Origin of the sequence: Bradyrhizobium sp. 141 (assembly GCF_023074055.1) — a bacterium.
GTDB lineage: Bacteria > Pseudomonadota > Alphaproteobacteria > Rhizobiales > Xanthobacteraceae > Bradyrhizobium.
The window spans coordinates 41,892-54,469 of sequence record NZ_JADPKR010000074.1 but is presented as its reverse complement, the minus strand read 5'-3'; the positions used below and the strand labels follow the sequence as shown (position 1 = coordinate 54,469).

Below are 12,578 nucleotides of genomic sequence, written 5' to 3'. Positions count from 1 at the left end.
GGACCAAGTCAGCCGATCAGATTTTGGCTTCCGTCAAACGCTTCTGCCACAAAGCTCAACAGACTTTATGTGGCGAACTTTAGATTCACGTGACTAGCTTGCAATTGCGCCAGTCCTGATCACAAACAGACGCTCGCAAGAGATTAGCTCTGAAATTAAAGCTTCCTGCGGCTCTTAGAGCCTTGCCTGCTTGGGCGAGCGCCTTCGGGGACGGTTCTACTCGCGCCGCCGCGGCGACGCTCCCGGAGCCTACAAGCGGTCTCCGCGCCTTCGCGTGACGATCCTCTCGCGACCGTGTCGCCCAGCAACGAGCCCAATCCCAGTCTCGCGTCCCAGAATTTCCCTCGATGGCTATGGGCTGACCTGCCACTTCTGGCAGGGGATTCGCTGAATGAATTCCGGGATCGGATTCGCGATCGCTGTTGGTTCAAACCAACATCCGCCACGACATGATTGGACGAGGAAATGCCGCCCGCGCCGTTAAATCCATTTCGGACCTTAAGATGAAGACCATTGTCATCAACAATCAAAAGGGTGGGGTCGGCAAGACGACGCTTGCCGTGCACTTGGCCTGGTTCATGGCGGAAGCGGATCTCCGCGTTCTCGTGATCGACGTTGATGCGCAGAGCAACGCGTCGGATACGTTGAGGCACTACGCCGGTTCAACGTTAGCCGCCGATCTGTTCAAGCCGGGGATGCGGGTCGTGCCTCGGGAAGACGAAGGCCTGACGCTCGCGTCGGCCGATAGCTCGCTGACGGATCTCGATCGCAGCAATGCGGCCGCCATAACCACTCTGCAAGCGAACCTCGCTATCGCGTCGGATCAGTTCGACGCCTGCGTAATCGATACGCCTCCATCACTGGGACTGCGCAGTGTCGGCTGTTTGGTTGCGGCGTCGCATGTGCTGGCCCCTATTTATCTGGAGGACTATTCGATCAAGGGCGTCAAAGGCCTGATGCAGACCGTGATCGGCGTGCAGAGGCGCTATGGCCGCCAGGATACGAAGTTCCTCGGGTTGCTGCCCTCGAACTTCAACACGAAATCGCCCCGTCAAAGGACCCATCTTGAGCAACTCTTGCGCGAGGCGGGCAAATATGTGTTCCCGGGCCAGATCGTTGCAAGGGACGGCTACGCTGAGGCCGTCGCCGAACGACTGCCGGTCTGGAAGCTGAAGCGCCGCTCTGCGCAGGAGGCTGGTCGGGAAATCCGCGAGGTTCTCGCCAAGATCGTCGCGCAAATGGACGAGCCGGCACATGGCGCTTGATCTCAGCTTTAAGCAGCTCATCGACGCCGCTGAAGATGGTGCCGCCACAATCGGACAACCGAATTGCATCGCCATCGACCGTATTGACGAAGATCCGGACCAGCCTCGTCGCAGCTTCGACGAACAGAAGCTCGAGGAACTTGCGGAATCGGTCCGTCAGCATGGCGTGCTGCAACCGATCGTGCTGCGGCAAGCGACCGAGCAAGGCCGGTACGTGATCGTCATGGGTGCGAGGCGGTATCGTGCTGCGAAGCGCGCCGGGCTACGCGACATCCCGGCTTTCATTCATGCCGTTGGTTCTGCGGATCGTTATGTTCAGATGATCGAGAATATCCAGCGCGATGACCTCAATGCCCCCGAAATTGCGGCGTTCATTGCGGGTCGCTTGGAGCAGGGTGATAACCAGGCCGACATCCCGCGCAAGCTCGGCAAGCCGAGGGACTGGGTGTCTCGCTACGCGTCGGTCCAGAGCATGCCGGAGTTCCTCCGATCGAAGCTTGCCGGCTCCTCAATCCGTGCTGTGTATGAACTCTACCAAGCTTGGCGTGAGCAACCCAATGCCATCGAGACTTTATGCGCAGCACAGGAGAGCTTCACCGACGCCCACGCCCGTCAACTGGCTCGCAAAGTTCGCTCCGCCGATTCTCCTGCTGACGGCCAAGGGCCCCTGGAGATCAACCACCGCGAAGCCCGGTCGCACCGCAAGCGGCATTGCGACCCATAGAGACAGACCGTGTAACGGCGATCGCGGAAAAATCCTCCAAATCTTTGGTCGCTCGGAACGCGCGAATGAGCCCGTCACTGACGATCAGAGTGCGTCACCAAAATCGCACGGGCTGTCTTCTGGTCGATCGGCTCGCGTCTCAAGGCTCTCGACATGCAGTGCTGCTGGTTGATGGTGCAGAAGAGGCGGAAGAGGTTCCAGCATCGACCATCACAATCGAAGAGATCATGTTCGCATGAAGCTGGTCTTAGACAGCCTCCTCAGAAACACTGCTGCAGTTGGTGCGCCGGTGGAGCGGATTTCCCATCCGAAGGATGGCGCGTTAGCGCAGCAGCCGGAGGCCGAACGCGCCCCCCACAGCGCTGTAGAGAGGCCGGAGGCTGCTGGAAAGCCGCGGTCCACATATTCGGTGCCGATGTTGCCGATCTGCACACGCGGCGTTCGTGGAGTACAAGGATTAGGGGCGACGGCTGCGTCATTCCAAGAGGAATTCTCCGCATCGATCGCCGGCTGGGTTGGATCTCGCCTGCAGCAACTGCCGAGCTTTGAATGCCGACGTCCGTTGGTTTGAACCAACATGGAGGGGGAAGGATTCGCGCTTTCTAGTGCAGGATAGGCTTCGCGCCAGCGATGTATTACATCGCGATTGGGATTGGAGTGCATGGCTCTGATCTCGCTTCGCGTCCCCGACGAAGTCGCGGCGGAACTCTCAGTTCTTGCCGCGACTCAGGGCGGCAAATCTGCCCTGCTGCGGCGTCTCATTGCTGATGCCCTAGCTGCGCCAGCGCCGCGCATCTTGGCGTTGCCGGTCGGACGGCCGGAGAAGGTGACGGTGCGATTTCGCGAGAGCGAGATGCGGCAGCTCGCGGAAGTCTCTCATCAGCGTGGCATGACCCGAACCGGCTGGATCGTCGCCTTGGTGCGCTCACGATTGGGATCGCCAGTGCAGCATTCACCAGACGAGCATGCCGCGCTTCGTGCTTTCGTTCGCGAACTCAACCGGATCGGCGGCAACATCAACCAGATCGCGCGCGCCGCAAACACCAGCGTGCTGCAGGGCAGGGCGGTTGAGCTCGATCTGTCCACAATTCAAGAAGCCAAATTGGTCATCGAAAAAGAGCTCGCGCAACTACGCAATGCGCTGATTGGCAAGCCGATTATTGGGATGGGCGGCGATGAGTCGGCGCTCCTCCCCTCGGCCGGGCGACTTGGCCCCCGAACTTTCGCCGATCTCGTATGTCTGGGAAACGCCCAATCGGCGCCCTCGGCGGGCCGAGTGGGATATCCCCGATCCGGCCGCCCCGGCCGCCTGACGCCGGCGATGCGTGCAAAGCTCGAACGCATCTTGCGCCGAGCACCAGAGGTGATGGTCAAGATCACCGGTCGCACCAAGAGCGTGGCTCATCTTAAGTCGCACCTTGCCTACATCACGCGAAACGGCGAGCTCGACGCGGAGACAGAGCAGGGCGCGACGTTGGCGGGTCGTTCCGGATTGAAAGATCTGCAGCAACGCTGGGAGGACGATTGCCGGTCTTGACGACAAACGCCGGCGTGATGCATCGCTTTCGGTCAACATCATCCTGCCGATGCCGGCTGGCACCGACGCCGTCGCAGTCAAGGATTCAGTCCGGGCATTTGCCATCGAGACGTTCGAGGGCAATCACGACTACGTCTTCGTCCAGCATCTCGACGATAAGCATCCCCACGTGCACCTCAGCGTTCGGTCGCTGGCCCATGACGGCAAGCGCCTCAACCCGCGTAAGGCGGATCTTCAGGCCTGGCGGGAACGGTTTGCTGGCGAACTCCGGCTTCGCGGGATCGCGGCGGAGGCTACGCCGCGGCGAACCCGCGGACGAGTTCGAAAGGCCGACCGCGCCGCGGTCCTCGCTATGCGCAAGCGAAAGATCACGCCCGACGTCGATCGGCTCGCAAATCGGGCGGGCTCACGTCGAGACGATGCGCCGGTCGGACACTTGCGCGCTCGCGGCGATCGCCGAACCTGCAACCGCAGGAAAGGCTTATGCGGAGAGCCTCGGCGTGCGCTGGTACGCCGACCCTCTCGATCTCTTGCGTGAGGTGAAGCCGGAGGCAGCGATCATCGCCACCCCGAATGCGACCCACCGCGAGCTCGCCATCGCATGCATCGAGCGCGGCATCGTGCCGCTGGTCGAGAAACCGATCGCGAGTACGCTCCCCGACGCCGCGGCGATCGCGGCCGCGTCGAAGTGCGCGAAGGTGCCCGTCCTGGTCGGGCATCATCGACGGCACAATCCGATCATCCGGCGGGCGCGGGCGATGATTGCCGAGGGCGCGCTCGGCCGCCTGACCAACGCAACGGTGCTCGCGACCTTCTACAAGCCTGCCGACTATTTCGAGACGGCATGGCGGCGCGAGGCCGGCGGCGGGCCGGTGCTCATCAACCTCATTCACGAGATCGACTTGATCCGCCATGTGTGCGGCGAGATCGTGTCGGTTCAGGCGATCGCATCCAACGCGGTGCGCGGCTTTGCCGTCGAGGACAGCGCTGCCGTCCTGCTCCGCCTGGTCAATGGCGCGCTGGTGACGCTGAACCTCAGCGACACTGCGGCGGCGCCCTGGAGTTGGGATCTCGCCAGCGGCGAGAGCCCGAACTATCCGCCGCAGCCGATGGCGGTGCAGACTCATTTCCTGAGCGGCACCGAAGGTTCGCTCACGCTGCCGACGCTCGAGCATTGGCATTATACGTCCGGCAAGAGCTGGTTTGTCCCGATCACGTGCGACAGCGTGAGGTTCGAACGCGGCGATCCCTACCGCGCGCAGCTCGACCATCTGGCGCGGGTGGTTCGCGGCGAGGAATCGCCGCTAATTACCGCGCGCGACGGCGCGCTGACCCTACGGGCCACAATGGCTGTTCACAAAGCCGCCAAAACCGGTCAGATAGTGCGGCCTGATCAGGAGATGAATTGTGATTCAGGGTGCCCTGATGCTGAAGAATTCGGAGTCCGTCGAGGCGCCGAGCGGCCTACTGGAGCGCACCCTCGGCGTGCTCGAGCTGCTCGCGACCAACGCCCATGGCCTGCTGCTGTTCGAAATTGCCGATTCCCTGCACATCCCGCGCAGCGCCACGCACCGCGTGCTTACGAGCCTGATCGAGCACGGCTACGTCAAGCAAGAGCGCGAGCAGGGCGCCTATCAGCTCACGGCCAAGATTGCCTCGCTCGCCTTCACCTTCCTCGCCGGCAGCGGCATCACCGACTTCGCCCAGCCGCTGCTCGATCGCCTCGCGCGCGAGAGCGGCGAGCTGGTGCGTCTCGCGATGATCGACGGACGCGAACTGGTCTGGGTCGCCAAGGCGCAGGGCTCGCCGGCCGGCCTCCGATACGACCCGGACATGGGGCAGGTCGGCCGGCTGTCCTGCTCGGCGAGCGGTCACGCCTGGTTGTCCTGCCTCACGGAAGAGGAGGCGAAGGCGCTCGTCGAGAAGCAGGGCTATGGGTTGCGCAAGGACTACGGCCCGCGCGCGCCGGAGAGCTGGCCGGCGTTGCAAAAATATCTGCGCCAGACCCGCAAGCGCCGGGTCAGCCTCTGCATGCAGACCTATACGCCCTGGATGAGCGCGGCGGCAGCGCCGATCCGCCATCCCAAGGCCAGGGAGGTGACCGGAGCGGTGGTGATCGCCGGTCCCCATATCCGCCTGACCGAGGAGCGGATGCTCGAGCTTGCGCCGGCACTTTTGCAGACCGCGCAAGAGCTCTCGATGGCGACGCTCGCCTCGCCCGGCCTTCAGGGCGGGCGGCCTCACGGCAGCTTCTTCGACACGAATGCATCCTGAACAACGCGGGCTTTAACTACGATGCGGATTCTCATCACGGTGGTGGTGGCTTTATCGGCGCGTGGCTGGCGCGCCGTCTCACCGAGAGCGGGCATCGGCTTCGCGTATTCGAGCCGGTCGCGCGTGCGGCGCAGTTCAACGGGATCGTCGGACCTGCCGCAGCGTCGGTGCAATGGTCCATCGGTGATATCGCCGATGCACAAGCTGTGCGGGCCGCCGCGGAAGGTTGCGATGCGATTGTTCATCTCGCGGGCGTCCTGACGCCGGCGTGCAAGGACGATCCGGTGCGCGGTGCGATGATCAACCTGGTCGGGACGCTGAACGTCTTCAACGCCGCGCATTCGCTCGGCATCCGGCGCATCGTGTACACCTCAAGCGCCGGTGTCTACGGCCCTGACGACGATACGGCGCCGCGTCCGGTCACGCATTATGGCGCGTTCAAGCTGGCGTGCGAGGGCAGCGCGCGCGCTTACTGGGGGGATCACGGCATCGCCAGCGTCGGCTTCCGGCCTTACATCGTCTACGGCTTTGGCCGCGAAACCGGACTGACCGCGGGTCCCTCGCTCGCCTGCCGAGCGGCGGCACGGGGCGAGAGCTATGTGCTTCCCTATGTCAGCACCGCAGGCCTCGTGTTTGTCGATGACGTGGTCGCCGCCTATGAGGCAGCCCTGCACCGCGAGCCCCATGGTGCGCATGTCTTCAATTTGCCCGGTGTGGTGGCGTCGAATAACGATATCGTCGAGGCCGTACGCGCAGTTGTCCCCGATGCGAAGATCACTATCGATGGGCCGGTGCTCCCGTTCGCCGAGGACATCGGCGAGGGAGGCCTGCGGCACGTATTTCCTGATCTGCCCGCCACCTCGTTGCGCGACGGCATTCGCCGCACCATCGAACTCTATCGGACGACTCCATGACGCTTCCGGTGCTTGGCGCTCACACCTTCGGCTTCGCCTGGGACTGCGCGGCCGAAGAAGCCGTCGAACGGCTCGCCGCCGCCGGCTATCGCACCATTCAGTTGATGGGGACGCCGCCGCATTTCGATCCCTGGCAGCAGGACGCCGCGCGAACGCGGCGGATCCGCGCCGTCATCGAGCGTCATGGCCTGTCGCTCCTGGCGCTCGATCTCGCCAGCAGCGACATCAATCTCGCAAGCCCGGCGCCGCATGTGGTCGATTTCGCCGTGGACGCCTATGCGGCTGCCATCGATCGGGCCGCCGAAGTCGGGGCTCGCTGGATCTGCGTCGGCTCCGGGCGCCGGCATGCACTACTCGCCAGGGCCAACGACCGCCTGATGACGAGCTTTCGCGCAGCCTTTGCCCGCATCCATGATAAGGCGCAACGCGCCGGCATTCCGATCATCCTGGAAAGCCATCCACAGGGGCTTCTTGCCAGCGCCACCGATATCGCGCGTTTCCTCGACGCCGAAGGCTATGGTGACATGCCAGTGATCTACGATGTCGCCAACGCCTTTGCGATCGGCGAGGATCCGGTCGAGGGGCTGAAGACCCTATGGTCGCGGCTCGGCATCGTCCATCTGTCAGACAGCCCGAAGGGTCAGTGGCGGCACGATCCGATCGGCGCGGGTGAGATCGACTTTGCCGCAATCGCGAGACTGCTGCGGCAGCGGGCCTATGCCGGCGCGATCGTTCTCGAAATCCTGTCGGACCGGCCGCTTGACGATCTCAATGCGGGCGTTGCCGCGCTGAAGGGGCAGGGACTGGCCTTCACGCTCGGTTCCTGACCGAAACCGTGGCGCGCTTTTCGCTCGGCAGCAGACTCTCGCGAAAACGGCCGGGGGATAGCCCGATCTTGCGCGAGAAGAAGCGGTTGAAATAGGCGGGGTCCTCGTAGCCGAGCGTGGCACCGATCTCGTCCACGCTCATGTCGGAATAGAGGAGGTTGCGCTTCGCTTCAGTGAGCAGGCGCTCATTCACCAGCGCCAGCGACGGCTTGCCGGTCGTGATGCGGCAGCAGGCATTGAGGCGCGCCGTCGTCACGCCCAGCTCGCGCGCGTAGAAGTCGAGGGGCGGATGCTTGCGGTAGTGCTTCTCGACCAGCTCGCGAAACCGCATCACGGTCTCCCCGTCGCGCGCGAAGGCGACGGGACGGGTGCGCTCCTGCTCCAGCAGCCGGCGCACGGCGACGGCGAGCAATTGCAGATAGGCCTTGATGGCGCTGCGGCGGCCCGGGGCCGACCAGACGAATTCATGCTCGAGCGAGGCGAACAGGCCGATCAGATCGATGTCGTCGCCGATCTGTTGCGGGAGAAAGCGCGCGGCGGCTCGAAAGCCGTCGATGAGTTCGGCTTCATCATCGTAGCGCGGCGTGCGTTTGGAAATTGCAGCGAAGGGATGATCTTGAACTCTTAATCAGCGGGTCCCAGGTTCGAGCCCTGGTGCGCCCACCAAACAAATCAAGCACTTAGGCTATGGCTTGGTAGGTAGGGTGACCTCATTTTACAGGTCATTTTACAGTCTTGTTCTCGCTTCGAGCTTGAGCACCGCAGCCTCTGCAAGCTGAATGTCGCGACCAAGATAGTGCGCATCGAGAATGGCCTCGACGTCCTTCAACGAGTGGCCGGTCACGGCCGCGATCTGCGGCACACTGGCGCCAGCAATCGCAAGCCGAACCACCGCAGTGCCCCTCAGATCGTGAAATGTAAGGCCGCTGACGCCTGCCCGCTCGCATGCCTTTGCCCACGATGTTCGAAAGCCATCGGAAGTCCAGGGCCGGCCGAGCGTGTTCGTCAGGATAAGAGGTCCCCGACGTTGCGTGGTGTCGAGCAAAGTTCTCAAGGGAGTGCCAGCAGGCATCACCACGCGCCGCCCGCCTTTGGACTGACGAAGGCGAATGTGAGGGCTCTCGTAGGCTGACCGAGGCAAGCGCAAAAGGTCGCCTTGTCGCTGACCGCTCTATAAGGCCAAAATCAGGGCTAGCCTGATCTCGTCGGACGCAACCGACAGAACTGCGGCAATGTCCTGTTCGGTCCAGATCTTGTCTCGGCGGTCTGCGACGTAGAGCCGACCTCCGCGCTCGCAGGGATTGTTGGTGATGATGCCGCGTTCTTTCGCGAAAGACAGAATACGCGCTAGCACCGTCCAGGCAAGATCAGCTTTGCGTGGAGTGTCGGCGTATTTGTCGCCAGCTCTTGAAGTCGCCGCGAATTCTGCGATCGGCGAGGGCTGTAATCGGCAGGTCACCGAATTCATCTACCCTTGATATACCTCAAGCAGTCACGGCGGGTGGACGCGGCGATCCTGGTAAATTCCGGTGCCGCCTCGTATCGCGCGATGATTGACATGAAGGTGCCGGCGCGGGGCTGCCGTAGATTCGAATGCGCCTCTTGGTATTGCTGGACGAAGTCAGGCGTACCCGGTTCTGCTTTGATCTGGGGGCCGCCACGATAGGCGTAATAGTACGTCTTTGGTTCGCCGCTTGAGAGCGTTACCTTTACTTTATGGATGCCTTTGAGATTGACGCGCACGCTTCGCTCTCCACTCGTCCAGGGCAGATGTCGCAACGTCGGAAGTGTGAGTACTGGGCAATCCGCTCAGCGAGTCTAACGCGAGATCAACCGCTTTCAAGTCCCATCGCGATGTGCCGGAAAGAGCAGAGGGCAATCTTCCGATCTTTACCCACTTCGAGAAAGTGCTAACGGACAGACCACAATATGAGGCAGCCTGGTCACGCGACACTAGGCGCTGGCCAATACTGCTCCGAACAGAATCCATCAGAACTATCCACTCGCGACAGCACCACGCCAAGGCAATTGGAAGATCGCACTTTCGTCGGCTGGGCGCGGCATGGAGATCAAGCTGCCGCCTTGCAGGAATGCGATCGCGCAAGAAGAATCAAGCTCGATCATGCGGCTCACATTGTCTTGAGATGTGAGGAAATCCTTTGAAGGCCGAAGGTGGCAATTTGGATCAGCTTACCCTTCCGCTGTCCTATTGATTTTGATTTAAGCGCGCGTGCGGCTGTCGCCACAGCGAGCTCTCGTGAACCGAGCCGCGTCGCGTCTCGGCCATTCGGCTTCGATCCCTCGCGCAAGCACATATATGTGTCGCTCGCCGGAGGCACTCGCTCGCGGGCCCCGCCGGCATTGCATGCCGGCGTCGCTATCACTGTCCCGCATTCGGGTGCCTTGTTAACCGGTCTCGCGACTGCACTCGGTCCCGGGTCCCGCCGCTTTCGCGTCGGCGCTATGCTGACCCTCTTTCGGGTGCTCTTTTGATTTTCTCACTCTTGCTCTTGTTTCGATATCTCGTTTTGGCCTGCGCTGACTTGCTCAATTTTCTGACGCTCGAGATCTAATGGGCTCCGCCCCTCGCGCGCGCCAGGGTAAAGCGCCGGCTGACGCCGGCGCCGCCCCGAGCGGTCTCCCCGGTCTTCCGTGCTTTTGAACGGACATCACCTTCTCGCTGACAGACGCCCGTGCAGACCCGCTCTTGCGAGCGGCCCTCGCGGGCGGGCGATCCCCCTCCACTCGGGTCGCCCTGGCACTTGCTACCCCCGGTCTCGCTGACGGGCATGGGTGCAGGCGCGTGGTGCGCCTTGCACCCATGGAAGCAAAGGAAGAATGATCATGTCGGCACGCAGGACGGCGACGCTCCGGCACCGGATGAGGGGGATGAAGGGGACGATCGAGCCACGCGCGATGGTGATCGGGAGGACGCAGAAAACGGGGAGGAAGACGAGGAGCAGAAGCTTTCCGATACGCTCATTCGTGACCTCACCGCGCATCGCACCTTGGGGCTGCGTCTCAATCTGAGTGAGCAGCCGGACGTTGCCATCGTGGCGGTCACGCGTGCGCTCGCCGCGCAAATCTTCTATATCGCGGCCAATGCCCATGTGGTCGGCATTCAACCCGTCAAGATGGATTTGGCCACGCATGCGGCCGGAATCGAGGACACTCCGGCTGGGAAAGCGTGGTCAGATCGCCATGCCAATTGGGCGAGGCAGATGCCGCGACACGTCGCGAAGCTATGGGAATTCATGGCCGAACTCGATCACGATAGCCGCATGGCGCTGTTCGCGCATTGCACGGCATTGAGGGTCAATGCGGTCAAACTGCCGTTTGACTTGAGGCCCCGCGCGTTAGCGGCGGCCACCCGTTTGGCCGAGGCGGTGACCCTCGATATGACCGGATATTGGCGGCCGACGGTGCGGAGTTATCTCGGCCGGGTCACGGAGCGGCCATCGTCGAACATCCCGATGACCCTTCGCAGGTGGCCCTCGGCGCGCTTCAGCCGTTTGACGATCTCCGGATGGCTTTCGTGGATGCTGTGCCATGAAATGAGTCCTATCCCCCTGGAGGGGATATACCCTGAAAGCCCGGCCAAGCCCTGCGTGGGGCCAGATCGCCGCAGCGCGACGCGCCCAGAGTTCCGGCCGTCGAATCTTTCAGGTGGAATTTTCGGCGGAAATTCGATCGAGACGTAACCGATGTCGATGATCGGTCAGCAGATGAGCGCCGCCCAGGACGGCGGCCAGCGTCCCTAAACCAGTGCCGCCAGCGATCAGGAACATGATTAGCAGTTGATATTTTACCGCATCAACCGGTTCGACGCCCGCAAGAATCTGGCCAGTCATCATCCCCGGCAAGGAAACGCGCCGGCATGGGCGCTCTCAGCGAAGGTCAGACGGTGTCTTATGACGTCGTCGCAGACCGTCGTACGGGCAAGTCCGCCGCCGAAAATCTTCGTGCTGCTGCTTAAGTAAGAGCACGACAAACCTGTCGCTCTCGCCACGGATGTACTGGCAGAGCTTGTGGTCATGCCCGATTCCCAAATTATTGGGAACGGGGTTTTTATTGAACCCGTCAAAGCGATTCATAAGCAAGCTCGTCGGTTTCTCTGTTCGATTAAACTGCCGGCGATGTTCTGTAGGGGTACCGCGCTGCCGGGGATTATTTCCTGTTGCCACGCTCGCTTCCTCGGCCTGATGCCGCCTATTCAATCGCTCTAAGCGGCGTGCAATTCGACAAACGTGGTAAGGTTAGCCGCAAAGCAGGAGATCAAATGAGCATTGTAAAGCGGCATCTAGCCGAGCAGGAAGAGCGACTGGTCTTAGTCGAGGAAATCTGCATCGATAAAGGAGCGCTCGTCTTGGATACCGCCACAGACGAAGTCTACTTTTCTGCAGATGAAGAGGCTTACAGGAACGCTTACGTCGCCGTGTTTCAAGCGTGGGCGAAGGGCACCATCAAGGGCACAGCGGAACAGATATTCGACGCTACAAAATCCATACTCGAGGATTAGCGAACCGACCAGGCAGAAATGGTCCGCACATGAGCGCGTCAGGATCCGGAAGCAACAGCGATTCATTCCAGCGCTGCTGGAGCAGCACCAACCGTAAGGTAAACATATGTCCTATGCGTATGAGCTCAATGAAGACGTTCGCCACCAACCCCAAGGCCCACAAGGACGGACCGGAACTGAACGGCCAGTGATTTACACCATTGTACAGCATATGCCCATCGAGTCCGATGGACGAGTTAGGTACCGCATCAAATGCAAGTCCGAGAGGATCGAGCGAGTCGTTACGGAAGATCAGCTGTCGTACCTTCAGTGACCTTCATCGGTTGATCGATTGCGAAAAGGTCCTGAGAGCGCCACGTGAAAAGCCACCTCAAAGGCACGAGCTCTGACAAAGGCGCGCGAAATGTCGATATGACGCTCAGACTCGTAAAGTTCGAGCGTTCGTGTCGGCCAGCGCCTGCCCTGCTATGCAAAAGCCGGTACCTCGACCAGCGTTCCGATCAATCGCAACAATGCTT

General features: G+C 61.7%; 14 protein-coding genes and 5 pseudogenes. 13 read left to right on the top strand and 6 right to left on the bottom strand.

Annotation, left to right across the window (positions count from 1 at the left end; genetic code table 11):
• The first annotated feature begins 503 nt into the window (after positions 1-503).
• The 9 genes and pseudogenes from IVA81_RS20145 (at position 504) to IVA81_RS20105 (ending at position 7,541) form a co-directional block, all read left to right on the top strand.
• Entirely contained in the window at positions 504-1,265 is a 762-nt protein-coding gene (locus IVA81_RS20145; protein ID WP_247321168.1) for a ParA family protein, read from the top strand.
• Positions 1,255-1,989 (top strand): ParB/RepB/Spo0J family partition protein, encoded by a 735-nt coding sequence (locus tag IVA81_RS20140; RefSeq protein ID WP_247321166.1) that lies wholly within the window; start codon positions 1,255-1,257, stop codon positions 1,987-1,989. Before IVA81_RS20145 ends, IVA81_RS20140 begins: the two co-directional genes overlap by 11 nt.
• Positions 1,990-2,054: 65 nt before the next feature.
• Positions 2,055-2,228: a hypothetical protein gene (locus IVA81_RS20135; protein ID WP_247321165.1), complete on the top strand. Its 174-nt coding sequence runs from the start codon at positions 2,055-2,057 to the stop codon at positions 2,226-2,228.
• Between the two features lie 422 nt (positions 2,229-2,650).
• Positions 2,651-3,526 carry a MobC family plasmid mobilization relaxosome protein gene (locus IVA81_RS20130; RefSeq protein WP_247321163.1) on the top strand — a complete coding sequence of 292 codons (876 nt, stop codon included), beginning with the start codon at positions 2,651-2,653 and terminating at the stop codon, positions 3,524-3,526.
• Positions 3,527-3,575: 49 nt separating this feature from the next.
• Positions 3,576-4,064 (top strand): relaxase/mobilization nuclease domain-containing protein, encoded by a 489-nt coding sequence (locus IVA81_RS20125; protein ID WP_247321161.1) that lies wholly within the window; start codon positions 3,576-3,578, stop codon positions 4,062-4,064.
• A pseudogene (locus IVA81_RS20120) lies at positions 3,946-4,851 on the top strand (Gfo/Idh/MocA family oxidoreductase); the annotation flags it as partial. The gene IVA81_RS20125 and the pseudogene IVA81_RS20120, both read left to right, overlap by 119 nt.
• A gap of 82 nt (positions 4,852-4,933) precedes the next feature.
• Positions 4,934-5,800, top strand: a complete 867-nt coding sequence (locus IVA81_RS20115; protein WP_247321160.1) for an IclR family transcriptional regulator — start codon at positions 4,934-4,936, stop codon at positions 5,798-5,800.
• Entirely contained in the window at positions 5,794-6,714 is a 921-nt protein-coding gene (locus tag IVA81_RS20110; RefSeq protein ID WP_247321173.1) for an SDR family oxidoreductase, read from the top strand. Before IVA81_RS20115 ends, IVA81_RS20110 begins: the two co-directional genes overlap by 7 nt.
• A complete protein-coding gene (locus IVA81_RS20105) occupies positions 6,711-7,541 on the top strand; it encodes a sugar phosphate isomerase/epimerase family protein (RefSeq protein WP_247321159.1) in 831 nt (276 codons plus the stop codon). Before IVA81_RS20110 ends, IVA81_RS20105 begins: the two co-directional genes overlap by 4 nt.
• On the opposite strand, the gene IVA81_RS20100 is transcribed toward IVA81_RS20105, so the two are convergent.
• Entirely contained in the window at positions 7,525-7,872 is a 348-nt protein-coding gene (locus tag IVA81_RS20100; RefSeq protein ID WP_247321158.1) for a helix-turn-helix domain-containing protein, read from the bottom strand. The two genes, IVA81_RS20105 and IVA81_RS20100, sit on opposite strands and share 17 nt — an antisense overlap.
• Between IVA81_RS20100 and IVA81_RS20095 the strand changes: the two genes are divergently transcribed.
• Positions 7,843-8,169 (top strand): hypothetical protein, encoded by a 327-nt coding sequence (locus IVA81_RS20095; protein ID WP_247321157.1) that lies wholly within the window; start codon positions 7,843-7,845, stop codon positions 8,167-8,169. The genes IVA81_RS20100 and IVA81_RS20095 overlap by 30 nt on opposite strands.
• A gap of 99 nt (positions 8,170-8,268) precedes the next feature.
• On the opposite strand, the gene IVA81_RS20090 is transcribed toward IVA81_RS20095, so the two are convergent.
• The 3 genes from IVA81_RS20090 to IVA81_RS20080 are packed head-to-tail and all read right to left on the bottom strand — an operon-like array spanning position 8,269 to position 9,284.
• Positions 8,269-8,682 (bottom strand): tyrosine-type recombinase/integrase, encoded by a 414-nt coding sequence (locus IVA81_RS20090; RefSeq protein ID WP_247321156.1) that lies wholly within the window; start codon positions 8,680-8,682, stop codon positions 8,269-8,271.
• 30 nt (positions 8,683-8,712) lie between these two features.
• On the bottom strand, positions 8,713-9,009 hold the full coding sequence (locus IVA81_RS20085) for a hypothetical protein (RefSeq protein WP_247321155.1): 297 nt from the start codon (positions 9,007-9,009) through the stop codon (positions 8,713-8,715).
• Positions 9,006-9,284 carry a hypothetical protein gene (locus IVA81_RS20080; RefSeq protein ID WP_247321154.1) on the bottom strand — a complete coding sequence of 93 codons (279 nt, stop codon included), beginning with the start codon at positions 9,282-9,284 and terminating at the stop codon, positions 9,006-9,008. The genes IVA81_RS20085 and IVA81_RS20080 overlap by 4 nt, the downstream gene beginning before the upstream one ends.
• Positions 9,285-10,486: 1,202 nt before the next feature.
• On the opposite strand from IVA81_RS20080, the pseudogene IVA81_RS20075 reads away from it, so the two are divergent.
• A pseudogene (locus tag IVA81_RS20075) lies at positions 10,487-10,990 on the top strand (chromosome partitioning protein ParB); the annotation flags it as partial.
• Positions 10,991-10,992: 2 nt separating this feature from the next.
• On the opposite strand, the pseudogene IVA81_RS20070 reads toward IVA81_RS20075, so the two are convergent.
• Both IVA81_RS20070 and IVA81_RS20065 read right to left on the bottom strand, forming a co-directional pair.
• Positions 10,993-11,097, bottom strand: a pseudogene (locus IVA81_RS20070) (metal-sensing transcriptional repressor); the annotation flags it as partial.
• Positions 11,098-11,203: 106 nt separating this feature from the next.
• Positions 11,204-11,410: pseudogene (locus IVA81_RS20065) on the bottom strand (ABC transporter permease); the annotation flags it as partial.
• Here IVA81_RS20065 and IVA81_RS20060 point away from each other — a divergent pair.
• Positions 11,401-11,517: pseudogene (locus tag IVA81_RS20060) on the top strand (cold-shock protein); the annotation flags it as partial. The pseudogenes IVA81_RS20065 and IVA81_RS20060 sit on opposite strands and share 10 nt — an antisense overlap.
• 303 nt (positions 11,518-11,820) lie before the next feature.
• Positions 11,821-12,060 carry a hypothetical protein gene (locus tag IVA81_RS20055; protein ID WP_028154345.1) on the top strand — a complete coding sequence of 80 codons (240 nt, stop codon included), beginning with the start codon at positions 11,821-11,823 and terminating at the stop codon, positions 12,058-12,060.
• Positions 12,061-12,578: the final 518 nt, after the last annotated feature.

Coding starts and splice junctions, on each gene's coding strand:
- IVA81_RS20105 (WP_247321159.1), top strand. CDS start 6,711: ATGACGCTTCCGGTGCTTGGCGCTCACACCTTCGGCTTCGCCTGGGAC.
- IVA81_RS20140 (WP_247321166.1), top strand. CDS start 1,255: ATGGCGCTTGATCTCAGCTTTAAGCAGCTCATCGACGCCGCTGAAGAT.
- IVA81_RS20100 (WP_247321158.1), bottom strand. CDS start 7,872: ATGCGGTTTCGCGAGCTGGTCGAGAAGCACTACCGCAAGCATCCGCCC.
- IVA81_RS20130 (WP_247321163.1), top strand. CDS start 2,651: ATGGCTCTGATCTCGCTTCGCGTCCCCGACGAAGTCGCGGCGGAACTC.
- IVA81_RS20085 (WP_247321155.1), bottom strand. CDS start 9,009: ATGAATTCGGTGACCTGCCGATTACAGCCCTCGCCGATCGCAGAATTC.
- IVA81_RS20145 (WP_247321168.1), top strand. CDS start 504: ATGAAGACCATTGTCATCAACAATCAAAAGGGTGGGGTCGGCAAGACG.
- IVA81_RS20135 (WP_247321165.1), top strand. CDS start 2,055: ATGAGCCCGTCACTGACGATCAGAGTGCGTCACCAAAATCGCACGGGC.
- IVA81_RS20055 (WP_028154345.1), top strand. CDS start 11,821: ATGAGCATTGTAAAGCGGCATCTAGCCGAGCAGGAAGAGCGACTGGTC.
- IVA81_RS20125 (WP_247321161.1), top strand. CDS start 3,576: ATGCCGGCTGGCACCGACGCCGTCGCAGTCAAGGATTCAGTCCGGGCA.